The sequence below is a fragment of the Cupriavidus sp. 22TCCZM01-5 genome, from assembly GCF_057798915.1.
On sequence record NZ_JBYOJR010000048.1, the window covers coordinates 1 to 25,041 of the forward strand.

The 25,041-nt window shown below is 64.0% G+C and carries 25 protein-coding genes; 9 read left to right on the top strand and 16 right to left on the bottom strand.

What is annotated here, in order from left to right; all coding sequences use genetic code 11:
• From AC3FNH_RS29785 to AC3FNH_RS29815, 7 genes are all read right to left on the bottom strand, one after another.
• Nucleotides 1-394, bottom strand: a 394-nt coding sequence (locus AC3FNH_RS29785) for an ATP-binding cassette domain-containing protein (protein WP_488722626.1), incomplete at its 3' end; no start/stop codon positions are given.
• A gap of 24 nt (nucleotides 395-418) precedes the next feature.
• Complete coding sequence (locus tag AC3FNH_RS29790; RefSeq protein ID WP_276097705.1) at nucleotides 419-1,108, bottom strand: DUF2848 domain-containing protein; 690 nt, start codon at nucleotides 1,106-1,108, stop codon at nucleotides 419-421.
• 42 nt (nucleotides 1,109-1,150) lie between these two features.
• Nucleotides 1,151-2,386, bottom strand: coding sequence for an ABC transporter substrate-binding protein (locus AC3FNH_RS29795; protein ID WP_488722627.1), 1,236 nt, complete (start codon nucleotides 2,384-2,386; stop codon nucleotides 1,151-1,153).
• Nucleotides 2,387-2,433: 47 nt separating this feature from the next.
• Entirely contained in the window at nucleotides 2,434-3,774 is a 1,341-nt protein-coding gene (locus AC3FNH_RS29800; RefSeq protein WP_488722628.1) for an amidase, read from the bottom strand.
• Between the two features lie 2 nt (nucleotides 3,775-3,776).
• Entirely contained in the window at nucleotides 3,777-4,157 is a 381-nt protein-coding gene (locus AC3FNH_RS29805; RefSeq protein ID WP_276097708.1) for a cupin domain-containing protein, read from the bottom strand.
• A 51-nt stretch (nucleotides 4,158-4,208) separates the two neighbouring features.
• Nucleotides 4,209-5,690: a 4-hydroxyphenylacetate 3-hydroxylase family protein gene (locus AC3FNH_RS29810; RefSeq protein ID WP_488722629.1), complete on the bottom strand. Its 1,482-nt coding sequence runs from the start codon at nucleotides 5,688-5,690 to the stop codon at nucleotides 4,209-4,211.
• 44 nt (nucleotides 5,691-5,734) lie between these two features.
• Complete coding sequence (locus tag AC3FNH_RS29815) at nucleotides 5,735-6,259, bottom strand: flavin reductase family protein (RefSeq protein ID WP_488722630.1); 525 nt, start codon at nucleotides 6,257-6,259, stop codon at nucleotides 5,735-5,737.
• A 330-nt stretch (nucleotides 6,260-6,589) separates the two neighbouring features.
• Between AC3FNH_RS29815 and AC3FNH_RS29820 the strand changes: the two genes are divergently transcribed.
• A complete protein-coding gene (locus AC3FNH_RS29820) occupies nucleotides 6,590-7,813 on the top strand; it encodes an IscS subfamily cysteine desulfurase (protein WP_276097711.1) in 1,224 nt (407 codons plus the stop codon).
• A gap of 20 nt (nucleotides 7,814-7,833) precedes the next feature.
• Here the strand turns inward: AC3FNH_RS29820 and AC3FNH_RS29825 are convergent, their stop codons facing one another.
• On the bottom strand, nucleotides 7,834-8,376 hold the full coding sequence (locus AC3FNH_RS29825; RefSeq protein WP_276097712.1) for a MarR family winged helix-turn-helix transcriptional regulator: 543 nt from the start codon (nucleotides 8,374-8,376) through the stop codon (nucleotides 7,834-7,836).
• A gap of 116 nt (nucleotides 8,377-8,492) precedes the next feature.
• On the opposite strand from AC3FNH_RS29825, the gene AC3FNH_RS29830 reads away from it, so the two are divergent.
• On the top strand, nucleotides 8,493-9,074 hold the full coding sequence (locus AC3FNH_RS29830; RefSeq protein WP_276097713.1) for a hypothetical protein: 582 nt from the start codon (nucleotides 8,493-8,495) through the stop codon (nucleotides 9,072-9,074).
• Between the two features lie 6 nt (nucleotides 9,075-9,080).
• Here AC3FNH_RS29830 and AC3FNH_RS29835 read toward each other — a convergent pair whose 3' ends face one another.
• The 4 genes from AC3FNH_RS29835 to AC3FNH_RS29850 all read right to left on the bottom strand — a co-directional run bounded on the left by AC3FNH_RS29835 (nucleotide 9,081) and on the right by AC3FNH_RS29850 (nucleotide 13,876).
• Nucleotides 9,081-9,635: a host attachment protein gene (locus AC3FNH_RS29835; protein ID WP_276097714.1), complete on the bottom strand. Its 555-nt coding sequence runs from the start codon at nucleotides 9,633-9,635 to the stop codon at nucleotides 9,081-9,083.
• Between the two features lie 1,204 nt (nucleotides 9,636-10,839).
• Entirely contained in the window at nucleotides 10,840-11,280 is a 441-nt protein-coding gene (locus AC3FNH_RS29840; RefSeq protein ID WP_488722631.1) for a GNAT family N-acetyltransferase, read from the bottom strand.
• 958 nt (nucleotides 11,281-12,238) lie between these two features.
• Nucleotides 12,239-12,763: a DUF2188 domain-containing protein gene (locus tag AC3FNH_RS29845; protein ID WP_488722632.1), complete on the bottom strand. Its 525-nt coding sequence runs from the start codon at nucleotides 12,761-12,763 to the stop codon at nucleotides 12,239-12,241.
• 96 nt (nucleotides 12,764-12,859) lie between these two features.
• Complete coding sequence (locus AC3FNH_RS29850) at nucleotides 12,860-13,876, bottom strand: MBL fold metallo-hydrolase (protein ID WP_488722633.1); 1,017 nt, start codon at nucleotides 13,874-13,876, stop codon at nucleotides 12,860-12,862.
• Nucleotides 13,877-13,963: 87 nt separating this feature from the next.
• On the opposite strand from AC3FNH_RS29850, the gene AC3FNH_RS29855 reads away from it, so the two are divergent.
• From AC3FNH_RS29855 to AC3FNH_RS29875, 5 genes are all read left to right on the top strand, one after another.
• Entirely contained in the window at nucleotides 13,964-14,896 is a 933-nt protein-coding gene (locus AC3FNH_RS29855) for a LysR family transcriptional regulator (RefSeq protein ID WP_488722634.1), read from the top strand.
• Between the two features lie 43 nt (nucleotides 14,897-14,939).
• The gene (locus AC3FNH_RS29860) at nucleotides 14,940-15,848 is read left to right on the top strand and encodes a LysR family transcriptional regulator (protein WP_488722635.1); all 909 of its coding nucleotides are present in this window, start codon (nucleotides 14,940-14,942) and stop codon (nucleotides 15,846-15,848) included.
• 112 nt (nucleotides 15,849-15,960) lie between these two features.
• Nucleotides 15,961-17,001 (top strand): succinylglutamate desuccinylase/aspartoacylase family protein, encoded by a 1,041-nt coding sequence (locus AC3FNH_RS29865; RefSeq protein WP_488722636.1) that lies wholly within the window; start codon nucleotides 15,961-15,963, stop codon nucleotides 16,999-17,001.
• Between the two features lie 40 nt (nucleotides 17,002-17,041).
• Nucleotides 17,042-18,427, top strand: coding sequence for an MFS transporter (locus AC3FNH_RS29870; RefSeq protein ID WP_488722637.1), 1,386 nt, complete (start codon nucleotides 17,042-17,044; stop codon nucleotides 18,425-18,427).
• Nucleotides 18,428-18,429: 2 nt separating this feature from the next.
• Nucleotides 18,430-18,780, top strand: a complete 351-nt coding sequence (locus AC3FNH_RS29875; protein WP_488722638.1) for a RidA family protein — start codon at nucleotides 18,430-18,432, stop codon at nucleotides 18,778-18,780.
• Nucleotides 18,781-19,118: 338 nt separating this feature from the next.
• Here the strand turns inward: AC3FNH_RS29875 and AC3FNH_RS29880 are convergent, their stop codons facing one another.
• Nucleotides 19,119-19,811, bottom strand: a complete 693-nt coding sequence (locus AC3FNH_RS29880; RefSeq protein ID WP_346348603.1) for an NnrU family protein — start codon at nucleotides 19,809-19,811, stop codon at nucleotides 19,119-19,121.
• Nucleotides 19,812-20,111: 300 nt separating this feature from the next.
• Here AC3FNH_RS29880 and AC3FNH_RS29885 point away from each other — a divergent pair, with 300 nt between their 5' ends.
• Together AC3FNH_RS29885 and AC3FNH_RS29890 are read left to right on the top strand one after the other, a co-directional pair.
• Nucleotides 20,112-20,324: a hypothetical protein gene (locus AC3FNH_RS29885; protein WP_488722639.1), complete on the top strand. Its 213-nt coding sequence runs from the start codon at nucleotides 20,112-20,114 to the stop codon at nucleotides 20,322-20,324.
• Between the two features lie 256 nt (nucleotides 20,325-20,580).
• Nucleotides 20,581-21,015, top strand: coding sequence for a universal stress protein (locus AC3FNH_RS29890; protein WP_276097724.1), 435 nt, complete (start codon nucleotides 20,581-20,583; stop codon nucleotides 21,013-21,015).
• Nucleotides 21,016-21,298: 283 nt separating this feature from the next.
• On the opposite strand, the gene AC3FNH_RS29895 is transcribed toward AC3FNH_RS29890, so the two are convergent.
• The 3 genes from AC3FNH_RS29895 to AC3FNH_RS29905 are packed head-to-tail and all read right to left on the bottom strand — an operon-like array spanning nucleotide 21,299 to nucleotide 24,952.
• Nucleotides 21,299-22,282, bottom strand: coding sequence for an FAD:protein FMN transferase (locus AC3FNH_RS29895; RefSeq protein ID WP_488722640.1), 984 nt, complete (start codon nucleotides 22,280-22,282; stop codon nucleotides 21,299-21,301).
• Nucleotides 22,263-24,470: a PepSY domain-containing protein gene (locus tag AC3FNH_RS29900; RefSeq protein WP_488722641.1), complete on the bottom strand. Its 2,208-nt coding sequence runs from the start codon at nucleotides 24,468-24,470 to the stop codon at nucleotides 22,263-22,265. The genes AC3FNH_RS29895 and AC3FNH_RS29900 overlap by 20 nt, the downstream gene beginning before the upstream one ends.
• A 14-nt stretch (nucleotides 24,471-24,484) precedes the next feature.
• The gene (locus AC3FNH_RS29905) at nucleotides 24,485-24,952 is read right to left on the bottom strand and encodes a DUF2271 domain-containing protein (RefSeq protein ID WP_488722642.1); all 468 of its coding nucleotides are present in this window, start codon (nucleotides 24,950-24,952) and stop codon (nucleotides 24,485-24,487) included.
• Nucleotides 24,953-25,041 lie beyond the last annotated feature (89 nt).

A 25,041-nucleotide genomic window follows, 5' to 3' on the forward strand; every position in this document is an offset into this window, starting at 1 on the left:
TCGCGCGGTCGTTGAGCACGTCGAGCGAACGCTCGCTGCGCCAGAACTGGAACGCGGTGCCCATCTGGCGCTGCAGGCCAATGCGCACGTTCTCCATCACCGTCAGGTGCGGGAACACCGCCGAGATCTGGAACGAGCGGATCACGCCGCGGCGCGCGATCTGCGCGGGCTTCTCGCGGGTGATGTCGATGCCATTGAAGAGGATGGTGCCGGTGGTCGGCTCCAGGAATTTGGTGAGCAGGTTGAAGCAGGTGGTCTTGCCGGCGCCGTTGGGCCCGATCAGCGCATGGATCGAGCCGCGGCGCACGCGCAGGTTGACGTCGCTCACCGCGGTAAAGCCCCGGAAGGACTTCGCCAGGCTACGGGTTTCGAGTATCAGATCTTCATGGGGCATGACTGGATCCGGTGAGGTGGAACTTCAGCCCTGGACCGGCAGCGAGACGATCTCATACCCGTGCCGCAGCGTGCGGCCCAGGACCGGGTCCTCCAGCTCGATCTCGAAGCGCTCGGCCGCCCGGATGCCACCGATCGCGGGCAAGGTGCCGCACAGCATGGCCGTGCCGTCGGCAAACTCGCCGCCGTGCTCGGCAAAGCGGGCGATGAGATCGGCCGGCGCGCGCATGGCCGTCACCGGACCCTCCTGGTACAGCACGCGTTCACCGCCGATGGTGGCGTACGAGCGCAGCACCAGCGCATCCCAGTGGCCCTCCACATCGGCCAGGCGCCACAGCGTCGCGGCGCATGGCTTTTCGCACATCTGCTTGGACACGGTGATGCCATAGGTTTCCACCTCGCGGTCGGTGTGGTCGGAGGCAATACCGACAAGCACCTCGTCGCCATCCTTCACCAGCAGGAACTCCGCCTCGCCGCTGCTGGCCTGGCCGCTGACCTGGATCTGCCCGGCTGCGCCGAGCCGTTCCGCCGCCACGCGATAGAAGACCGGTGTGTACGCGGGGCGCCTGACGCCCAGTTCCTCCAGCTCGCGGATATGGGCTTCCATGGCGGCGACGTCGCGCCCGGTCCAGCCCGCGACCACGAGCTGGCGGATGGTGAAGGTGCGGTTCTCCCGCGCCTGGGTGCTGTCGATATCGAAGGTGAGCGTTTTCATGATGAGACGAAATCCTGTATTGGCGAAATGGATGCGCGGCGCTTACTTGCGCACGAGCGGACAGTGGCTCGCGCTGAGCGGGCGGAACGCCTCGCTCGCGGGAATCACGCTCTTGATCTTGTAGAAGTCCCACGGACGCTTTGACTCGTCCGGGCGCTTGACCTCGACGAGGTACATGTCGTGGACCATCAGGCCGTCCGCGCGGATCCGGCCGTCCTTCGCAAAGAAGTCATTGACAGGCATCTCGCGCATCTTGGCCATGACGGCGTCGCTGTCATCGGTCTGCGCTGCCTGGATGGCCTTGAGGTAATGCATGGTCGACGAGTACACGCCAGCCTGGACCAGCGTTGGCATGCGCTTGGTGCGCTCGTAGAAGCGCTGCGACCACGCACGCGTGGCATCGTCGCGGTCCCAGTAGAACGATGTGGTGAGCAGCATGCCCTGTGCAGCCTGCAGACCGAGACTGTGGATGTCGCTGATGAACATGTGCAGGCCGGCAAGCTTCTGCTTGCCGCCAATGCCAATGCCAAAGTCCGCTGCAGTCTTGATCGCATTCACCGTATCCGCGCCGGCATTGGCCAGACCGATCACCTTCGCGCCGGAGGCCTGCGCCTGCAGCAGATAGGACGACAGGTCCGCCGAGTTGATCGGATGCCTGGCCTTGCCCGTCAGCTTGCCACCTGCGCTCGCCAGCGCATCCGTTGCATCCTTCTCCAGCGACGTGCCGAGCGCATAGTCGACCGTCAGGAAGTACCAGCTCTTGTCTCCCGACTTCGCCAGCGCTTTCACCGTGTTGGCAGCGAAGGCATACGTGTCATACGAGTACTGCACCGTGTAGGGCGAGCAATCCTCGTTGCTCAGGCGCGTGGTCCCCGCGCCGCTGGCAATGACGATCTTGTGCTTGAGCTTGCCAAGGTTCGACACGGCCAGCGCCACCGACGAAGGCAGCGCGTCCTGGATGACATCCACCTTCTGGTTGTCGAACCAGCCGCGCGCCAGCGTCGCGGCGACATCGGTCTTGTTCTGGTGATCGGCGCTGACGACCAGTACGGGCGCGCCAAGCACCTTGCCGCCGAAGTCCTCCACGGCCATCTGGGCAGCCACTGCCGATCCCTTGCCGCCGATATCCGAGAAGATCGAGGACATGTCCGTGAGCACGCCGATCTTGACGACGCCGTCGCTGATTCGGGGCACCTCCGCGGCCTTCGCGGACCTCGCAGGGGCGGCATATAGCATGGCACCGGCCAGGACGGCCGCGCCGATTCGCATTGCAGGCATGTTGTCTACTCCAGGTTGGATTCTCTTGGGGAATCTGAATTGCACATCTACCGTCGCAGGGCGGCTTCCACGCCCATGCCGATGCCCAGCAGCCTCCGGTCGGCCCGATGGCGGCCGAACAGCATCAGGCCCACCGGCGCTTCACCGCGCCGATGGCACGGCACCGACAACGCACACAGGTCGAGCATGTTGGCGATGGCCGGGTTGCGCAGCAGCAGGCGGTTGACGCGGAAAAATGCCTCGTCATCATCGTCGACGTCGGCGATGCGCGGCGCCACGATCGGCACGGTGGGCAGCACCACCGCATCGAACCCCGCAAGTTCGGCATCGGCTTGCCGGCACAATGCGGTGCGGCGCGCGAGCATGCGCACGTAGTCGGACGCGCGTTGCGCATCCGCCAGGCGGATGCGCGACAGCACGCGCGGGTCATACGCGTCCGCATGCGCCGTCAGCAGGTCGGCATGCCAGGCGCTGGCCTCGGCAGCCACCAGGCCGCCGCTGGCACCGATCTCCGCGAGATGGTCCCAGCTGTCGAAATGCACATCCTGCAGCCGGGCACCGGCGGCCGAGAGCTGCCGCAGCGCGCGGCTGAATGACCGCGCCACCTCGTCGCTGGCGCCGTCGAAGACGATTCCGGCGGGCACGGCCAGGCGCAAACCCGCAAGCGGCACCGGGGCCAGCGGAGTCATGTCTTCGTCTGCCATCACCGCGTCGATATCGGCACAGCACGCGACCGTGCTGGCCAGGCAGCCGACGGAGTCGTAGCTCGGCGACAGCGGCACCGCGCCGTCCAGCGGGATGCGGCTTGCCGTGGGCTTGAAGCCCGCAATGCCGCACAGCGCCGCCGGGATGCGGCACGACCCGCCGGTATCCGAACCGATGGCGGCCAGCGCCATGCCGTCGGCCACCGATACCGCGGCGCCCGAAGACGAGCCGCCCGGAATACGCTCGCCAGCACGATCGAACGGATTGCGCGGCGTGCCGTAGTGCGGGTTGATGCCGACCCCCGAGTACGCGAACTCGGTCATATTCGTGCGCCCGACGAACACCGCGCCTGCCGTCCGCAGCCGGGCAATGGCCGTCGCGTCGGCGACAGCCGGCCGCTCGGGCAGCATGCGCGCCCCGGCCCGCGTGACGTCGCCTTGCACATCGAAAAGGTCCTTGATCGAGATCGGCACGCCAGCCAGCGGGCCGGCAACGCCGTACTCGCGCATCAGGTCACTGGCGCGCGCCTGCTTGCATGCGGCCATGCTGACGCCATGCGGAAAGACGCGCGCGCCCTCGCCGCCCGGATTGCAGATGCGCTCCACGCAGGACGCCAGCAGCGACGCGGCGTTCGCGCTGCCATCAGCCAGTTGCCGCAAAGCGGCTCGTACGGTGGCAGTCATGATCAGGCCGGATCGTAGTAGTGGATCTCGAGCAGCATGCAGCCGGCATCGGACTTGAACGGCCCGTGGAACGCGCCGGGCGGGCGGCAGGCATAGGTGTTGGGCTCGAATGCTTCGCCGCCCTGCCCGCTCGCGTCGTTGCCCACCGTGAGGTCACCGCTGAGCAGATACACCTCTTCCCAGTACTCGTGCACGAACGGCTGGGTGGTGAATACACCGGGCTCGAAGCGCAGCAGGCGCGTGCGGCTGCCGCGGCGGCCCGGTTCATCGAGTGCACCGGACAGGATCTTCTGCTGGATGCCGGCCGGATAGCCATGCGGCACCTCCCAGCCGGACTGCAGGTCCAGCGTATGGAATTCGTCGTGAAGCTTGTTGATCGCCATGATCATCTCCTTGGTGTGGGGTGAGTCCGAGCTAACAGTGCGAGAGCAGTCTCAGGCAGCACGCGCGGTTGTGCCCAGTTCGGCTTCGAGTGAATAGCTGCCGAGCATGTTGTCGACGAGGTGCGCGGCGCGCTTCCAGTCGTACGTGCGGTAGGCATGGCCTTTCGTGACAAAGGACGCGCCCGCATAGAACATCTCGTACTGGTTGTGCCGCGACGCGAACTCCGAACCGACTGCGTCCCACGCGAGCTTGAAGAACTTGACGCGCTCCGCCGGGCTGCAGGCCGGCGATTTCTGCGTCTTGGCGATGATCTCGGCCAGCACCGGGTTGGCGAAGTCCTGGATGCTGGAAGGCAGCATGATCATGCCGCCGCCGGCCAGCTCGCGCAGTGTGTTGAGGACCTTCGCGTAGAGCTGCTGCGTCAGCACCTGCGAGCCGTACAGCATGCTGCGGTCCGGCACGTAGTAGCCGTTGACCATCTGGCCCTTGGCTTCCATGCCATAGACCCACGCCTCCACCATGCCCGCTTCGGCGGCGAGCTGGCCGAGCATCTCCTTCACCTGCGGGAAGTTGCTGGTACCGTTGACTTCGGTGATCTTGTGCGCGATGCCGACCAGGAAGCGCAGCTTGACCATCAGGCGCACCTGGCACTGGTAGTTCTGGTAGCTGTGCGCCGGCGTTGCATGGAACTGGCGCGCGCACATCGCAACGTCGCCGGCAACGAAGACCCGCTCCCAGGGCACCTTCACGTCGTCGAAGTAGAGCACCGCGTCGTTCTCGTCATAGCGGCTCGCGAGCGGGTTGTCGAACACCGACGTGGCATTGGCCTCGTACGACTTGCGCGACATGACCTTCAGGCCCTTGGTGTTCATCGGGATCGCGAACGACAGCGCGTACATCTCGTCGCCTTCGCGCAGCGGCTGGATGCAGCTGCAGAACACTTCATTGGCCATGATGCCGCTGGTGGCCAGCATCTTGGCGCCGCGCACGGTGATGCCTTCCGCATCCTGGTCGACGATGCCAACCGCCAGGTACTTGTCTTCCTGCTCATGCGCCGACTTGGACTGGTTGGCCTGCGGGTTGACGATCACGTAGGTCAGGAACAGGTCGTTGTCACGCGCATAGCGGTAGTAATCGCGCAGGGCCCCGGCACGTTTGGGGTCGGCCTGCTCGAACACGTCGATGCCCATATACATGCCCGAGATGCACGAGGCCACGTGGTCGGGCGATCGGCCCATGAAGCCGTAGTGCAACTCGGTCCATGCCTCCAGCGCGTCACGGCGCTGCACGAGTTCGTCGTAGCTGGTCGGAAGCTGCCAGATCCGGCTGACGCGGTTGGCAGTGCCGTCCGGCTGGAACGTCATCTTTTCGAGGTTCTCGGGCCGGGCCTGGAAGTCGTAGAGGCTCGCGTAGCTGCCGATCGAGTTGCGGAAGGCCGGGTGCGTGGTGACATCGGTCACGCGCTTGCCGTCCAGATAGACTTCGCGTCCATCGCGCAGCATGGCGATGTGCTGGGTGCCGGTCTTGACCATGTTGTTCTCCTGGGTGACTGCTGGATTGGGTGCTGGTGGTGGGCTCAGGCGGCGGCCGGGCTGGCGTCCAGCGCGCGGTACTTGCCGCCAAAGAAAATCAGGGGCCGGCCGTCCTGCCGGGACTGGTGGCGAACGACGCGCCCGATGAAGATCACGTGATCGCCGCCGTCATGCTGCGCATACGGCTCGCATTCGAAGGTGGCCAGTGCATCGGGCAGCAGCACGTGGCTTGCATCGCGCGGACCGGCGTCGATACCGTCCCACTTGCCCGAGTTCGCACGGGCGAAGCGGTTCGAAATATCCTGCTGGGCTTCGGCCAGCACATTCACCGCGTAACGAGGAGTCGCGCACAGGTCGCCAAGGCTGTGGCAGCGGCGATCCACCGAGAACAGGATCAGCGGCGGATCCAGCGATACCGAATTGAACGACGCCACCGTGATACCGACCGGCGTGCCCTCCTCCCGCGGCGCGGTAATGACGGCGACACCCGTGGCGAACATGGCCAGCGCGCTGCGGAAATGACGTTGGGCGTCGAGTTCGATAGCGCCCGCAACAGATGACTCAGACATCACGACTCCTACACATGTTGTCGACCTTGCTCATTTGCTTTTATTTTTAGCTTTGTTTGTTAGGTATTATTCAATGCTAATAAATTTCGCTATTCAAGCTAGTGAAAACACCTAGGCGAGCGCCGGGAGAGCAGTCCCGAAACCATGGTTGACACCCCGAAACCCTTCCCACACAAGGGTTTCCGAGAAATCCAGAATGACCCGTGCGGCCTGACGAAGTGGCGCCGCAAACCCGACAACAACCCTATCGACGGCATGGAGCGGCAAGGATTCTGGTGGTCCCGGTGCTAGACTCGGTCCGCGTAACCCCCACTCCAGAGCAGAAACATCATGCAATCCGAGCCCCGGACCTTTCCGATCTACATGGACTACAGCGCGACGACCCCGGTCGACGTCCGCGTCGTCGAGAAGATGGTTCCCTTCCTGCACCAGCACTTCGGCAACCCTGCCTCGCGCAGCCACGCGTACGGCTGGCACGCGGAAGACGCCGCAGAGACCGCGCGTGCGCATGTGGCCGCGCTGCTGAATGCCGATCCGCGCGAGATCGTCTGGACATCGGGGGCGACCGAAGGCAACAACCTCGCCATCAAGGGCGCGGCGAATTTCTACCGCGGCAAGGGACGACACATCGTCACCGTGAAGACCGAGCACAAGGCCGTGCTCGATACGTGCCGCGAGCTGGAGCGTCAAGGGTTCGAGGTGACGTATCTCGACGTGCGCGAGGACGGCCTGATCGATCTCGACGCACTGCGCCAGGCGCTGCGGCCAGACACCATCCTGGTGTCGGTGATGATGGTCAACAACGAGATCGGCGTGATCCAGCCAGTGAAGGAAGTCGGCGAGATCTGCCGCGCCGCGGGCGTCGTCTTCCACTGCGACGCGGTGCAGGCAGCCGGCAAGATTCCAATCGACCTGGAAGTGCTGAAGATCGACCTGCTCACCGTGACGGCGCACAAGGTCTATGGCCCCAAGGGCATCGGCGCGCTGTACGTGCGTCGCAAACCCCGCATCCGCCTGGAAGCACAGATCCACGGCGGCGGCCACGAGCGCGGCATGCGCTCCGGTACGCTGCCCACGCACCAGATCGTCGGCATGGGCGAGGCCTTTCGCATTGCGCGGCTCGAACTGGACGAAGAAGCGCGCCGCGTCGGCGCGCTGCGCGACAGGCTGCTGGCGGGGCTGAGCGCGCTTGAAGAGGTCTACGTCAACGGCAGCATTGCGCAGCGCGTGCCGCACAACCTGAACGTGAGCTTCAACTTTGTCGAGGGGGAGTCCCTGATCATGGGGATCAAGGGCGTGGCGGTGTCGTCGGGTTCGGCTTGTACATCGGCTTCACTGGAGCCGTCGTTCGTGCTGCGCGCGCTCGGCCGCAGCGATGAACTCGCGCATAGCTCCATCCGCTTCACGCTGGGCCGCTACAGCACCGAGGCGGAAGTCGATGAGGTGATCGGCCTGGTGAACGCCACCGTCGGCCGGCTGCGCGAACTGAGTCCGCTCTGGGACATGCACAAGGAAGGCATCGACCTGCGCACGATCCAGTGGGCTGACCACTGATGGCGCGGGTCCAGCGACGGCTAGCCGGCCTGCCGCCGGGCGTGCAGGTGCTCGAGGTCCAGCGCGGCGCGATCGCCGTTGGCGACGAGGCGATCGACAATGGAGCACAGCACCTTGAATTCCGTGCGCGTGACGCCGTCGAACAGCACGTCATTGATGCGCTGCTGCACCGGAAGCAATTCGCCGAGCAGCCTGGTGCCGGCCGGCGTGATCGTCAGCAGCATCTTGCGCCGGTCCTCGGGGTGCGCCTTCTTGTCGATCAGGCCGAGCTTCTTCAGCTTGCCGGTTTCGATCGTGATGAACGGCCCGCTCAGGTGCAGATGGTCGGCAAGCTGGTTGACGGTCACGTCGCCCTGCCGGGACAGGTGCGCAATCGACCGGATCAGGGAGTACTGCACCCCGGTCAGCCCGATCAGGCTGCCGAAGCCGTCCCGCACCGTCAGCAGCCGCGCGGCGAAGGGCAACAGCCCGTTCACGAGGTGGCGGAATTCGGTATCCGAGCCGTCTACCAGGCATGCCGGGTTGGTGATGGTCAGGGTCTTGCTGGACGCTTTCGACGCCACGGTATGCTCCACTTAGCTTTTTAAGCAAGCTTTGCATCAAATTGTAGCAAACGCCACCGGAGAAGACTGGCGCTGCCAGGTGCTCTCTGGCGCGATTCCCTGAAACGGAGATCACTGTGACCGCTATCCCGGCCGCTGCGGCGCAAGCCCTGCTGCACCAGTACATCGAGGCCAAGGACAACAACCGCCCCGAGATCATCCATGACGCCTTCGCCAACGATGCCTGGCTGACGATCTCGCTCAATACCGACGCCATCAGCTTTCCATCGAGAACGGAAGGCGCGGCGGCAATTGCCCGCACCCTGGTTTCAGATTTTGCGAGGATCTTTGACCGCTGCCGAACCTACTACATCGGCGACAGTCAGTCCTGGCACGACGGCGCCATGATCGTTCCATGGCTGGTTGCCATGCGCGAAACTGCGGCAACGAAGCTGCGCGTGGGCCGGGGCTACTATCGCCTTGGCTTCGTCATGACTGACGGCAAGGCCCGGATCGCAAGCTTCCATATCCATATCGACCGCATGGACGTGATCGATGATCCCGGTGCACGGGCGCTGGCAGCGCTGCACGCATCGCTGCCCTATCCCGAAGTTCGCACGGCGGAACTCAAGGCGGGTATCGAGCGGGCGCTGGCAAACCGGCCTGCGCTTGAAGCGCTGAGGTCGTTTGCCTTCCCCGCTGCGCTGCCCACTCCGTAGCCAGACTTAACGCGTCGGCAGGCTGCCGATCTCGTTGCCCGGCCCCTTGCCCATCTCGATGCGCGGATCGCGCCGCGCCGGGACGATGCCATCGTCGGCAAGCCGCCGCTGCAGGTCATTGTTGCCGAGCTGGCGATAGTCCTTGTCGAGTTCGCGCGTGACGACGTTGCACACGGACTGCGGCAGAGCCTTGCGCAGCAGGCCAAGGAAGCGCGGCGGCGCGATGACGACCAGTTCGTCGAAGCGCTGCTTGTTGTGGGCCTCCTCGAGCAGCTTCGCGACGCGGCGCGCGAAGAGCTGGGCTTCCTGGTGGACCGCGTCCTCGCCAGCCGATGACGTGACGGTAGCGGTACGGCCCGCGTGTGCGCCCGGATGACCCGCGTCGCCCTGCATGCTGGCCTGTGCGCGGCGACCGTAGGCGTCGTGCCGCAAGGCGGCATTGTGCGCGCGGGCTCCGGCGTCTGTGATCTTCTCGACGTCTTCCAGTGGCGTGCTTGCGCCTTGCGAGGCAAGCACTCTTGCAATCCCCTCGTCCGCGACAAGGATCCAGATCGTCTTCATGAATCGTCTCCGTTCGCCGGCCCCGATACCGGGCCGCGTGGAGAAAGACTTGCAAGCCGCACGCCACCCCGGAAGTGGATGTGTCTTCCCACTCCATGTGGAGCAGGGCATGCCTGATTGCAGCAATGACGCGAAACGCTGCAAGTATTGCACTACGGAGGCCCAGCCAGAGGCTGCGTAGCGAGGGTCAGCGCGGCGTGCTGGCATCCGGCGCGCCATCCGAAAGTGCGCGCCATGATTAGTGGTCCTCGGAAAATCGTGAAACTGGCCAATCCAGGTGGCCACGACTCCGACACCGAAAGGCCTCATCGCGCAAAAGTTAGCACTGGCACCCTAAGCCAACAGCTGAGCAGAGGACCAGACCTTATCCGTTCTTATATCGATTGTAAGCAATGTCTAATTCACTGCGTCCGCCACTCAGTGTTCGAAGGGGCAACTTGGAAGGTCCATTCTCAAAAACGTGCGTTGCTGCAAATGCAACTGCGCGGCTTTTCCATGCGTGCCGAGGAACTCGAGTAAATCTCCGGCGTTGAAAACGTTCCGGACGGCTACGGCTTAGAACTTGGCGCTACCTCTGCAGATGTCGGCCCGGTGCCATTTCCGCACAGACCACTACGACGGGCAGCCAGAGGTGCGTCCCCTCCTTGGTAGGATGCGCTGCCGTCTTCCACATTCTATTGTTGGACAGCTCATATCACACTATGATTCTTTTAAGCACATGCCACACACGTACGCGAAGCCCTTGAAGGGTTCAAGCGTGTAGATGAGCGCTGTCAAAGCAGGGGTCAATTGATGGATGAGGACTACGGGCCGTGGAGACGGCGCTGGCTACAATGGCATTCGCGTTCGCTGCTGGCCAGTGTGGTTGCTCTGACCGATGTCGAGCGGAATTCCTACCTGGGCAAAATGCGAGCGGCATACCGCAACCTTGGCGACTTTCCCGAGAGCGAGATTGATTTCATATTTCGGCGCGCATCCCGAGGTCTAAGAAGGCTTCGCTTATCTTGCCGGGTCTTCGAGGTTTCGCCGCTCACTCACCAGCGAATCAGGGAACAGGGTCGACGCTTGATGGCGGACGCGGATAGGCTCGTCGCCGATGACCTGTAGCAACGTCCCATGAAATTCCGGGTCAAACATCGTCGAAGCGTCAGCGCGAGTAGTGTAGATGCCAGCAGCTGCTAGCTACGGAACCTATGGCTGCGAATCAAGTGAGGTCGCATCTCATGCAGAGATGCCCCAATCCATGCTCTCGTTGAAACGTCTTTGAAGCGCGCACCTCCTGCGAAAGCTCATCTCGCGGCATTAGCAAGAAGCCATGACGACTGAAGAAGCCTGCACAACGATTCGAAAAGTACACGGCCTGCCGACAGCCGCTGGCGCGAGCTCTCATGAGGGCCGTGCGAACCAGATGCGATGCTATCCCTCGCTCTCGAAATTCTGGAAGTACTGCGACTGGTCCGACAATGGCGGTATCACCGCGCCGTTGAGCGCCGGCGCATCCCACAAGCATGCGCTCGGATTCGGCGACGTGGAACATTGTTCCGGGCAGGCCGACGTCGTCGCCAATCAGTCCGCTCCGCTGGAGAATATCGCCAATCCGCTCCCATTCTCCCGTCATTGCCGCGCGTATCGATATGCTTCTCATCACGGTACTCCATACAAGTTTGCGAACTGCAAATCACCGTGATGGCACTACATCAGTAAGAGACGAGGTCCACAGCGCAGGGTGGCCTGGTACCAAAAGTGGCTCTTTTAGGATTTCTGCAATGTGTGATTATCAGCAAAGCTCGCCGGCTTGCCAATCACCCGATTGAGCTACGAGGACGCAGGCAGAAGTCGCGGTGTCCTACTTCCCGCGTTACACCTCGCTCGTAACGCCGGATTTTTTGATTGCCACAAATCTTGCTCATCTAGCATCCGCAACCTGCGCGTAGCACGAGCGCCTCATTGGTCCCGACAATGCAGATGGGCACTTCAAGTTGGTTCGGCTTAACCGCACCATCATCCTGCGCCGAATTGCCGAGCAACTCTCCACTCAACTGGACCGTCGCCCGGAGGAACTGAAGCGCATCGCTGAGCTGGCCGCCCCTGTTCCTGAATTGTTCGACTGGCTATTTCTCGCCTGGCCGGACGGTAAGCGGGTATTCGATACCAGGTCGACAGGCCAGAACCCTGATGTCTTCGAACCGCTGGCTGGGAATTGGTTGCCACGCTACCGGCAAAGGAAGCCTTCTTGCCAATCACCCGTGCAAAGCCAAAGATTCTATCGATGCTTGCTGTAGCCCTGGCAATTGCCGGCATGCTGATGTGGGGGGTGGCCCGACGCCTGTTGACTCCGCTGGAGGCCCTGGAACGTGCCGTACAGGAAAGCGCGACGGACTTGTCGGGGCGCCGGCAGTCCCGGCTGCAACGGCCGCGGCTCGCCGCTCATGGCGACGCCGAGGTCGCGGATCAACCGCCTGTTCCATTCCAGCAGGAGGCCAGTCGAGTCACAGCGCGCTTTCAAAGGAGAAGGAGGCTTGCCCCGTTTCTGAAGGGTGCAGTGATAGTGGTCCATCACTGCACGTCGCTATTTTAGCGTGCGCAAGCGGCTGCATTCACTGTCAGTCGGTTTCCGGCAAGTCGTGAGCGTAGCTGTCCCATGAGCCAATCCGTTCGCCCCGTCGGTGTATCAAGAGTTCAACGTGTTCCCGTTCCGCCTTGGCCGTGGCCGCGGCAACCGCTTGGCGCTGGCGTGGATAGTGGCTAATAGGCTCCCGCTTTCCTTCAACGAATAAAGCCCAGCCAGCTCGGTCATGGAATACATGAATATTTGGTGCTGACATGGTGTCATCCTCTTGTACGGCGTCTCTTATTTGTATACCCGCAGATCGACAACAAGCATTCATCATTGATGAAATCTGTGTGGCTGGACACCCATAAGCCAACCGTCGCCGCGCTCCTGTTTGGGCAGCTTTTGCATGGGTGGTCGTCAATCCTATTGTCGGGTTCCCTGAATGACCGTAACTTCTCTGCTGTCCATGTTGAACGACCGCTTCAGAGTAACGCCAGCGTCTCTTCAGGGGGGCTACGGCCATCGCCTCCCTCAGGTTGAATGGCAGCAATTCGGTGCCGACGCGGACGCTCATCTCATCTAAGCGCTGCCTCGCTCCACCTGCAAAGAGTTTTCGAATTGTCCCGAGCGCTCTCCTAGCGGATCGAGGTTTGGCGGATAAGATATCCGGTCATTCCCCGAGTGTCACGCTATAGGGCTCCGGCACCCAACTGAAGCCGGTACACTCGGCGCGCACACGACCTATGCCTGGGAATGTCACATGCGCGCCGCCGACTAGGTACCCCTCCCGAGAGGCGTCGGTAAGAACGCGTAGCCGGGTCGCGGCGGCCTCGGCCCGGTCCACGTCGTAGTCGATGGTGATTGCCGGGTTGCGGAACTGCACCTCGCTGGCGTGAATGATGTCGCCCCACAATAGCAGGCGCTGCCCTTGGCTCTCGATGAAGTAGCCGCTCATCCCGGGCGTATGGCCATAAAGCGGTACAGCGCGGATGCCGGGATAGAGTTGCGTCGCGCCGTCGAAAGTCTTGAGCCGGCCTGCCGCAGCGTAGGGGTCAACCGTCTGATGCGACTGCCGATACGTACTGCGTGCTGCTGGCGGGGCCTTTGCCTCGGCTTCGGCACTGAGCCACAGCGCCGGGTCGCGCCGGTCTACGTGCACGGTCGCATTCGGAAACACACGCTGCCCGCCGATGCTGAGCCCGCCAGAATGGTCGCCATGGATATGCGTGAGCAGCACGTCGTCGATGTCGCTCGGCTCATAGCCGGCCGCGCGAAGGTTGGCGACGAGCCGGCCCGTCTGCGGCCCGAACAGCTCGCCGGCACCGGTATCCACCAGCAGGCGACGTTCGCCGGTATCTATCAAGTAGCAGTTGACCGAGATCTCAATCGGCAACGCGAGGTTGGCCGTCGCGTAGGCTTCGCGCACGGCACCGGGATTGCTCATGATCTTTGCCACGTCGCGCTGGGCGGTGCCATCGGACAGCGCGGTGATCCGGAACGCGCCGAGGCGGAAGCGATAGAAGCCGGGGGCCTGGCGGGACTCCCATCCGATGCCGGACCGCGGCACAGGCAACGTGCCCGTGCTGGCGGGACTGGCCGCCTGGATGGCCACGGAGGCCGAAGCGAGAACGAAGAGGCTGGAGAGGCGCAAGAACATGATGTCTGACTGTTTCAGGATGGGTGACAACCAAACGATAGAAGATCCTCCACACGCCGATTAGATGCCCGAATCGGGAATCATTGTGCCGTGAGTGGCATAATCTGCTTTCTACCAATGGCGAGCCTGACTGCCATGCCTGCCGACATGAACGACACGCTAGTCTTCCTGAAGGTCGTCGAGGCCGGCAGCTTCACGGCCGCGGCGGCGGAACTGCGACTGCCTAAGACCACTGTCAGCCGCCGGTTGCGCGAGCTGGAACAGCGGCTCGGCATGCAGCTCCTGCACCGGACCACGCGCCGGCTCGGCCTGACCGAAGCCGGCACGCTTTACTTCGAGACCTGCCGCGCCATTCCCGGCCTGCTCGCGAAGGCCAACGCCGCAGTCGGCCAGTTGCGCGGCGTGCCGCGTGGCGCGCTGCGGATCACGGCGTCGTACTCGCTGTCGGTCAATCTGCTGGCGCCGCTGCTGGCGTACTTCCGCGCCGCCTGTCCGGAGGTGACCATCGACCTCGTGCTGAACCACCGCACGCTCGACCTGGTGAGCGAGGAGATCGACCTCGCGCTGCGCATGGGCGACCTGCCGGATTCCTCGATGGCTGCGCGCCGGCTGACGACGTTTCCGAACCGCGTCTACGCCAGTCCCGCCTACCTGGCGCGTCACGGCACGCCCGCCCATCCCCGCGATCTGCGCCAGCACGCCGCGCTTTCCACCCGCGTGGCGCGGCGCGGCGGCGCATATGCGTGGCCGATGCGGCGCGAAGGTGGGGAGGACGAACTGGCCGACTACCCCATCCTCCCTGTGATCGAGGCAGACGACCCTGAGGTTCTCAAGGCGCCGCTGTTCGATGGCGCCGGCCTGATGATGGCCACCGACATGATCATGGCGCGCCATGCCGCACAGGGGCTGGTGGTGCCGGTACTGCCCGGCTGGGTGGGCCGCTGCCCGGTCCTGCATGCCGTGTTCCCGCGCGGGCCAATCCAGCCGCCGAAGCTGCGAGCGTTCATCGACTTCCTGGTGGCGCGCCTCGGCGGCGACCTTTCGCGCTGACGGCGCCTGTGGCATCGTCTGCCACACCCAGACGGACGACATCGTGGAACTACGACACCTACGCTACTTCATCGCCGTCGCCGAGCACGAAAGCATCCGGCACGCCGCCGAGCACATCCACGTCACCCAGCCGGCCATCTCGCGGCAGATCCACGACATGGAGGAAGAGCTCGGCTTTCCGCTTTTCTCGCGCACACCGCGCGGCCTGAAGCTGACGACCGCCGGCCAGGCCTACCTGCGCGAGGCGCGCGCTGCGCTGGCCAGGCTCGACGTTGCCGCCCGCGCCGCGCAGCGGATCTCCGCGGGGGTGCAGGGATACCTCCGTCTTGGCTTCGTGGAGAACAGCGGCTGGGACGGCATCGTCCCGCACGTCTTCCGGCGCTTTCAGGCAGAGGTACCCGACGTGCGCATCGAACTGGTGCCGATGAACACACCGCAGCAACTCGACGCGCTGCGCGACGGCATGCTCGACGGCGGCTTCATCTACCAGTACGGCCCGCTGGACTCCTCGCTGGCCACGCTGCCGCTGGCCACCAACAACGTGGTGCTCGCTGCCCCGCACGCCTGGACGCTGCCTGGCGACGACGGCTCGCGCCACCCAACAGTGACCCTGCGTGACATTGCCGACTGGCCTTTCATCACGTTCCCGCGCGCGGTCTATCCGCTCTACTACGACCGTCTAATCGGTGCCTGCCAGGCGCTAGGCGTTACGCTTGACGTGGTGCAGGAAGTCTCCACCGAGGCCGCCGTGCTGTCGCTGGTCTGCGCAGGCATCGGCGCGGCCATCGTCAACTCGGCCAACCTCGGCCGCCCGCCGGCGCTGGTTCGCTTCGCGTCGTTCTCCGACCTGTCGATCCCTATGCCGCTCGTCTTTGTGCATCCCGCGAATGCGCTGGAACCGGCACTCGCCCGCTTCATCGAGACCATCAGGGTGATGATAGCGATGCCCTGAAGGCATCAGCACCCACAAAAAACGGCATTTGTCGGCAATTCGTCCGTCGGCAATAGTGCATGCATCGGCGGCCCGTACAGCGGCCGCCCGCTTCCCAACACAGGAGACAGGCATGCAAGGCCACCCCCACGACCCTCTCACCCCCAGCCGGAAATCACTGATCTCGACCGGGATCGACTACGAGCGCGAAGGCTTCCAGACCGGCGTGCTGCGCGTTCCCTTCTCGCATGACCGCTCGGCTTACGGCCACATTCCCGTGCCGGTGGCCATGCTGAAGCACGGCGAAGGCCCGACCGTGCTGCTGACCGGCGGCAACCATGGCGACGAGTACGAAGGTCCCGTCGCGCTGATGAAACTGCTGCAGCGGATGCCATCGATGCGCATCCGGGGCCGGCTGATCGTCATCCCGGCGCTGAACTTCCCTGCCTTCCTGAATGGCTCTCGGACCTCGCCCATCGACCGCGGCAACCTGAACCGGATGTTTCCCGGCGACCGCAACGGCTCCATCACGGCCATGATCGCCCACTACGTCGATACGGAACTGTTCCCGCGCGCCGACGTGGTGCTCGACCTGCACGCCGGCGGCGCCTCGTTCAACCACATGCCGACGTTGCTCGCCGCGCTGCCCCGCGATCCGTCGCGCCATGCCGAGTATATGAAGCTGGTCCACGCCTTTGCCGCGCCGCACACGATGGTGATGGACCTGCTCGGCGAGGACCGCACCTACGGCGCCGCTGCCGAGCGCCACGGCACCCTGTTCCTGTGCGGCGAGTTCGGCGGGTACGGGAGCTGCAACGTGGACGGACTCGCCATCGTCGAGGAAGGGCTGCGGCGCGTGCTGCATGTCGCCGGCTTGACCCATGACGACACCCCGCCGCCGCCGTGCCACGACACACGCGTCATCGCCGTGAACGGTGCGCAGCACTACCTTTTCGCACCCCGACACGGAGTGTTCGAGCCGTGCTTCACGCTCGGGCAAGAGGTGGCCGCCGGCCAGCTCGCAGGCCGCCTGTTCGATCCTTACACCCCGTGGGAGGCGCCACGCGAGTTGCATTTTGGCGGCAGCGGAATGGTGGTTTGCGCCCGGACTTTCGCGAGCGTCGAGCCCGGCGACTGCATTGCGCTGCTGGCTTCGCCCGCGCCGCTCGCCTGAATGGCGCACCCTTCCCCCGATTTTCCAAGGAGATTCCTCCATGCAGCCCACCCAACCCGGGGCGCCCACAATGGACGCCCCTTGCACCGATGGACATGACAACGCCGGCAGCCTGTCCTCTCATGCCTACGTCGTGTTCCTGTTCTTCACCTGTTTCGCCTTTTCCTACATCGACCGCCAGATTGTCAGCATCCTCGTGCAGCCGCTGAAGACGTCGCTGCTCCTCAGCGACACGCAGATCGGCCTGTTGCAGGGGGCGACCTTCACACTCTGCTACGCGACGGCGGGTGTCTTCGTGGCGCGCCTGGTCGACCGCTCCAATCGCGTGCGGCTCAGCGCGGCCTGTGTCGCCATCTGGGCGATCTCCACCGCTATGTGCGGCACGGCGAGCAGCTTCGGCGAACTGCTGGTCTGGCGCGCGGGCACGGCCATCGCCGAGGCCGCGCTCAGCCCGGCGGCGCTGTCGATCTTCAGCGACCTCTTCCCACCACGCAAGGTCACGCGCGCTAGCAGCGTCTTCATGCTCGGGCCGTACGTGGGCGGCGGCGTGGCCCTGCTTGGCGGCGGCGCGCTGCTCGGCTGGGCAGGCCAGCCCGGCACATCGGCATGGCTGGCGCAGCAAGGCCTGCAACCTTGGCAGATGGTGTTCTTCGTGGTCGGCTTGCCCGGCCTGGCGCTGTCGGCGTTGCTGCTGGTGTCAATCCGGGAGCCGGCGCGGCGGGGCGTATCGGCAAGCCACGCGGAGGCCGCGCCACCGATCGGCGAAGTGCTGCGCGAGCTGTTCGTGCGCAACCGGTTCTGCCTGCCCTACTTCTTCGGCTATGTGGCACTCATCCTGCTGTTCTACTCGCACGCCGCCTGGTATCCGACCTTGCTGATCCGCAGCTTCGGACTATCCGCCAGCGAAGTCGGGAAGATGACGGGCCCGGTCTACATGCTCGGCGGGATGGCCGGCGTTCTCAGCGCCAGCCTGTTCGTCGGCAAGGTCAGCGACCGCGGCGCGCTGCGCAAGGTGCTGCGCATTGCCTGCGGCGCGGCCATCCTGCTGGTGCCCGCCGCCTGCGCGGCGCCGCTGGCCCCGTCGATGCCGGTGTCGCTGGCGTTGTATGGCCTGTGCGCCTACGCGGCCAGCATCGTCATGGCGCTCGCACCGGTGCCTCTGCAAATTGCCATTCCGAACCGCATGCGCGGCCGAGCGGTAGCGCTGCTGGTATTCCTGACCAACGCCATCAGCGGCGGCCTGGGCCCGTTCGCCGTGGGCTCGATCAACGAGTGGCTGGGGCATCCGAAGTCCGGACTGGCGATCGCGCTGGCTGTCGTCGGCACAACGGCTGCCACGATCAGCGCCGTCCTGTATTTCGTCGCTGCAAGACGGGTCGGCAACGCTTCCGTCGCTGGCATCATGCTGGAAGCACAGGAAGATTGAGTATGTTCGACAGCAAGCCATATTCAGACTGGGTCGAACACGCCGGACTGATTTTCTTCTCGGGAAAAACCGGCGCAGGCCCGGACGGATCGATTCCGGTCGATTTTCCTGCCCAGGCCTCCAATGCAATGTCAAACGTATGCACCGTACTGAGAGGTGCGGGCTGCGAGTGGCGTGACGTGATAAAGGTGACCGTATTCCTCGCGGACATGAGTGACTACGAGAGCTTCAACACCACTTACGCCGAGCACCTTGGCAGCGCAGTTCCCGCTCGCTCCTGCGTGGCTGTGGCGGGCCTTCCACGGGGCGCTGCGGTCGAAATCGAAGTGGTTGCACGACGGACCTGGGCATGATGAAGCAGGCGACGGCAGCAACGCCGTCGGTCCATCGGAGTTCGTACCTCCGGCCCCTATCATCATGGTCTCAAAGTATCGATGAAAGCGGGACGGACTCCCTATATAGGGTTGGCCAGAGGCGGTCGGAGTTTTTGGGGCAGGCGTCCGTCCAAGACTGGTCATGAAGGGTCGTTGGTCCCGGCGATCACAAGGGCGTTGGAATGTCAACTTCCGCCAAGCTAACGGACTTTCGAGGACAAACGGACGACCGCCTGGCGCCATATTTCGGCTCGTTCGAGGCTGGGTGTCGGCTGGCGACTTACTATGGCTTCATGGCGTGACAGCTCGTCCTGCGGCTACAGCCAATGCCAGATGCCTGCCGCCCGACCGGTGACTGGGGTATGTGCCCAAGTCGCTACGAGCCAGACGACGAGGCCGCCCAGAAGCGCATGCAAGCCGAAGCCGCCCGGCCGGGCACGGCCAGCGACAATCGCCGCGAATGGCCAGTAGCTCGTCTTCGACTCCCATGCGGGCCAGAGATCCGGCTGGAGCCGCTCCTTCTTCCGGTCCTGCAATGCGGCGCCGACGAGCGCGAGGACGACAATAGCCGCTGCGACTATGATGTTCTTGGCCACTGGGAACACTGCGACGTGGCACAGCCCCCAGAGTGCGAACGACCACATCATAGGGTGGCGCGTCACCGCATACACGCCGCGCGCCGCCTCGGGAAACGAGCCGGGCCGGCCGCCTGTCGGAAACGCCGGGTTGCGGATCAGAGAGCCCATCAGGAGGATCGACGCGATCAGCATGAACGCGGTCGCAACCACCCAGAGCACGTTTCCTACCGGCCATAGTGGTGCCGAAAGGGGCGCCTTTTCGTAGGCTATGACCATCCACCCGAGCGTCAAGACCGCAACCAGCGAATAGACGCCGAGAAATCCCACTTCGCCAAGTGTCCGGACCAACCGCCCGCGGAGCGAATGGGACAAGAGAAAGTGGCTGCCCACGAAGGCCACTGCCGCCGCCGCGACTGTGTAAGTGCTTCCCATTACCCGGCTCCTCAAGTCATATTGCCGAGCCAACGCTTCAATCGCCAGCCCGGCACATCCCATCGCTGCGCCCCCCGTTTCTCCCACGAGGATTGTTCGACGCCTGCCGATCGTCCTTGTAGCTGCCTTATTCGCCGCTCGGCAGCAGTCCGGTCGTTCGTCTGCCCCCGCTTTGGCACAATCTCCATTTAGCGCTTTCCCTTAATGCCTTTCCCCAAGTGCTACTGATTGCAGTAGTGGCCATACTGGTGGTTCGCCGTTTCGCGTGGCGATCACCTTGACTCATGGAAATCTGCCGCCATGCTTGCAATTGTTGCTTGGATCACCTGCTCCTTCGCGGTTGGCCTTTTTGCCAACGCACTGGGACGCTCCGGCGCCGCATGGTCTATCTTCTCGTTGATTCTGAGCCCGTCGCTTGGGCTGATGGTGGTCGCCGTGCTCGACCAGAAGTGGACCAGATCCGCTCGCGTGATGACTGCTATTGCACCTGCAGCGGTGTCACTGCCCATATAGACGGCCGGACGGAGGTCGCAGGCCGCAACTGCCGACAGAGTTTAACGTTGTCCCGCACGCCACGCTGAACGCGTGTTGCCTCCCCGCACCGGGCCCTGCTTAACGCCGAGCCAACGGGCACAGGGGGTGACGGAGGTCCAGTCCCGGAAAAGCACGCCACCGATCGTCTGCAAGCAGTGCCGACCAGCCATGGTTCCCAACTCAAGCATGCCGCCTGTCGATAGAATTGACCTTGGAACAACATAGGGGCGAAGCCATGTTCAAGCACGTATTGGTACCCACCGACGGTTCTGACCTTTCCGGGAAGGCCGCTGCCGCTGCAATCGAGTTTGCCAAGGCAATGGGCGCAAAGATTACGGCATTCACTTGCATGAATGAGTACCCCTTCCTGACATCGTCCGACTCAGGCCACCAGACCCGCAAGGCGTTCGAGGAGCATGCAGCCATCGAGGCGAGGGCGAGGCTCGATCTGGTCGTGACCGCCGCGCAGGCGGCTGGCGTTGCGTGCAGCACCGATACGGCGATCACGACGACGCCGTACAAAGAGATCATCGAGGCCGCCAAGCGCCACGGCTGCGACGTGATTTTCATGGCATCGCATGGACGTCGCGGCCTTGAGGGGCTACTGGTGGGCAGCGAAACGCAGAAGGTGCTGACGCATTGCGCGATCCCTGTGCTGGTGTACCGCTAGCGTGGATGGCCACGGGTGGAGGGCTACTGCCGCTTCGCCCTTGTCCTTGCTGCTGGCGTCTGTACGCCCTGCTGGCACTTTTCGCTGACCCTCAGCGGTCTCTTCACGCTGGCGCTCACCCTTGTCGCCTACAGTAGCGGGCCACCTCTGCCGGTCCGTCTGCTCCGCGAGCACGACCGCGCCGGCCTGAGGCCGGCCGCCGGACCGACCATGACCGTGACCGGCCTCATCTTGACCAATGCGGCTTCAGTCTGAAGTGATAGGCAAAAAACTGGCCAGGGTCCTAGCGCACATTGGCAAAGCAGCCGGTCCCGGTCGCGCGAAGCGCATCGCCGTCGCGTACGACAAAGAGTGCGTCGAGGCGCCGGCGCTGGGCATAATCTCGCCCCGCCTGCGCGCCGAGCACCAGCAAGGCTGTCGCGTAGGCGTCCGCGTCCGCGCATGTCGATGCAATGACCGTCACCGACGCAACGGAACTGCACAGTGGCGCGCCGGTTCGGGGATCCATTGTGTGCGAGACACGCGCACCGTCAATATCAGCCCAGTGGCGATAGTCGCCGGAGGTCGCTATGGCGGCGTTGCTCAGTTCGATCACGCCCATTGCGGCGTGCCGCTCGTAATCCGGGGCCTCAAGCGCAATCGCCCACGGTGACCCATCCGGCTTGCTTCCGCACGCGCGCATTTCGCCGTCGATGCCGACAAGCCAGGAGCCAATCCCGTGCTCGCTCAACACGCGTGCAAGTTCGTCGACGCCGAACCCCTTTGCAATGCCGCACAGATCCAGTGCAACGGGTCCCCGCCTGCGCACCCGGCACCGTTGCACGTCCACGTCGATCAGTCCGCTCACAGACGGGCATGGGCTCGCCTGCAACGTGTCCACCGCGCCAGGACGATGTGCATGCTGCGCGCCCGATGGCCCAAAACCCCACATACCGACAAGGTCGCCGACGCCGATGTTGAAGGCGTTGTGCGTATCGCTGCCAATCTCCAACGCTCGTGCGAGCAAAGCCGCGAGATTCCTGGACACCGGCACCCAACAGTCCAGCTCGGCACGATTCAGCCGCGACAGGTCGGAGCTTTCCATCCAGTTCGACATCTGCCCGTCTACCGCACCAACCGCCGCAGCAAGCCGCGCCGCCAATTCTTTTTCATCCGTGTTCGGCAACGCATGGAAGGCCGCCGTGTAGCGGGTTCCCATCGTCGCTCCACTCACGCGCCAAAGCTTGAGTTCGGTGTCTGGCAACGCCTCAATAGACATCTTCGACATAGCGTCCCTGCGCTCTCAGTTGTGCGACGGACAAGCCCGTATCCGTCAGAATGCTTTCCCACGCCTGCGCGACACCCTCCGCCATCCTGCGGCCGCCGCACACCATAATTTGCGCGCCATGCATAACCAGGGTGCGCAGACTCCGTGAATCGGCGACAAGGCGCTCCTGCACATAGCTCCGGCTTCCGGAACGTGAGAAGGCAGTCGTGAGTGCCCGCAGCCGCCGGTCGGCTACGAGGTGCCTGAGTTCGTCGCGGTACAGGAAGCCATCGTCAGCATTGCGCGCACCGAAATACAGGTGCATCGGACGGCGGGCCGCATTGTGCCGGATGAAACCGATTAGCGGACCAATCCCGGTACCGGCCCCAATCAGGATCACGGGCGCGCTTCCGGCACCCGGGCGAAAGCACGCGTGCGGCCGCATGAATGCCTCAATCGTGTCGCCGGGCTGCAGGCCTGTGAGATATCCGGAGCACAAGCCGTACGGATGACGCCGCACGCAGATCTCGACCAGCTCGTCCGCCGTCGCGCTCGCGAGCGAGTAGTACCGGGGCGAGGTGGCGCCCGGCGGCACGACGCCGAGCAAATCCCCCGTCTCGAACCGAGGCAGCCGCGGCCGTAGCAGGGTAGCCCAGGATCTTGCCCCCTCGGCGGGCATGAACCGCAGCACCGACGTCATGTCCTCCGGATCCGCACCATAGTCGTCACGTGAGACGAGCTTGAGCGGTATCGTGGGCGGCAGCAATGGTGTGTAGCGGATATCGAGCGACACGCCGAGCCTTTCGGCGAGCCCCGTGCACCACTGCCGGAATTCGGGTTCAGATTGCCGGTCAACCGTGCCCGGATCGGTCAGTGCTTCTAGCCCCCTGGCGGTCAGCGCCTCATGAACCGTTCGCGCATAGCCGCAAAAGTGAGGAAACTGGCGGTCGCCGAAGCCCAAGACCCCGAACGCCACCCCGCCAGGGATCGTCAGGCGTTCGAGCTTCGGCAGGCAGCGTATAGCGCTCTCCGGTGCATCGCCGTCACCGTAGGTCGCAGTCAGGACAAGCAGATACCGCAGGCTGCGGCCGGGTGCAAAATCGTTCATCGGAGCAACATGCACGCGAAGGCCAGCCTGTGTCAGCGCTGCATGCAGCGCCGAGGCAAAGCCCCACGTGCTATTACCCTCGGTACCCACCAGCAACACGGTATCCGCGTCGCGTGCCGGCACGTTGCCGGCGAGCTTGGGCATGGCCCGTCGACGACGCAGCCACAGCAGCACTCCGGTTACGGCCAGCAATGGCACCGACGCCGACGATGCGCCGAGGATCAGCCCGAGCCACCATAGCCCTTCGCCCGTGTGCAGCATGCGGACAACCCCATGCGCACGTTGCCAGGCGTCGGCCGGCTGAAAGGCAAGCCATCTGCCTGACGATGGATCGATATAACCGGCGCCATCCGTCGTATTCACTTCGAAGATGCTATTCGGGTTGGCCGCGTTGGCAAACGTCAACTGGCGCAGGCTGGTGACATCTATTGCCAGTGCGGGCATCTGCCGCAGTGGCATCGCGGGCGTGGTGACTGCCGGCACGTTGAGGGCGGGCTCCTGCGCGCCGCGCTCCGGAATCACGCCGAACGTCGTCAACGACATGACAACCCCAGTCATCGCCGACAGCGTGAGGCCGGCAAGCGCGGCTCGTGCAGTTTCGTTATGCAGCCGCTGCAACCCGTCACCCCGGATCGGGGCCAAAATATGCGTCCACCCGCCCATCCGGCGTGCGAGCAATACAAGCCCGGATAGCGCCGCGAACAGCATGAAGGCAGCAGTCGCACCTGTTGCGATCCGGCCAGCGTCACCGAGAAAGAGCTTGCGGTGCAGGTTCTTCAGCCAACGCTCGGCAGGCGAGGGGCGATAATCGCCGACAGCCTTGCCGGTAGCGGGATCAATGATCGATGCACGCTGTTCGCCGCCGGCCTGGTAGTGCGCGATGATCGCCCCTGAAGGCCGGCGTGTGAGTGTTTCGACGTCAGGCACCGAGGTGCTCACGCGGCTGGCGAGCGTTGCAACACTCAGCGGAGCCAGGCCTGGGCGGACAGCACTTGCCTGCTCAAGTGCCGGATTCACTGATAGCGCCGCGCCTGTCAAGGCGACGATCGTCATCAGCAATGCGGCGACGAGACCGGGAATTGAATGGAGCTTGCGTAACATCGGGCTGCCCCTGGTTACAGTGAATAGCGGAACGACTTCACATAGCCGCTCCCCTTGACCGTCTTGTTCGCGCCCGAGCTGGTCAACGGCATGACGACCTCGGACGGGTACTCTTTCATGTCCTCGACCGCAGTGTCGATGTGGACCTCATATCCGGCGTCGAGCAGCGTGTCCGACAGATCCAGCGTCGCACGCAGCGTCTTGCCTGCGCCGACGCTGGCGCCAGTAATGCCGTCTACCTTTGCGGTGCCGCCCGTGGCGCGGTACCAGTCGCGCAGATGCCGGTAGTACTTGGCTTTGCGCCCTGCCACCCACAGCGTGCCCTGGTACCGTCCGGCGCGATCGGTGACATACATGGCAACGTAAGCGCCATCTCCCCCATAGTTCGACAGTTGCGTTTCGAACGAAATCTGACGCGCGGATGCCAGTGAAGGCGCGGCAAGCGCACCGGCAAGCACGGCGATCGGGAATGCGTGTTTCATCTGGATTCTCCTGATTTGGGCAAAAGGGGGGCATCGCACCCATCGCATTGGCCTGCCGCTGCTTCAGCAGGGCCAACGCCGATCAGGTA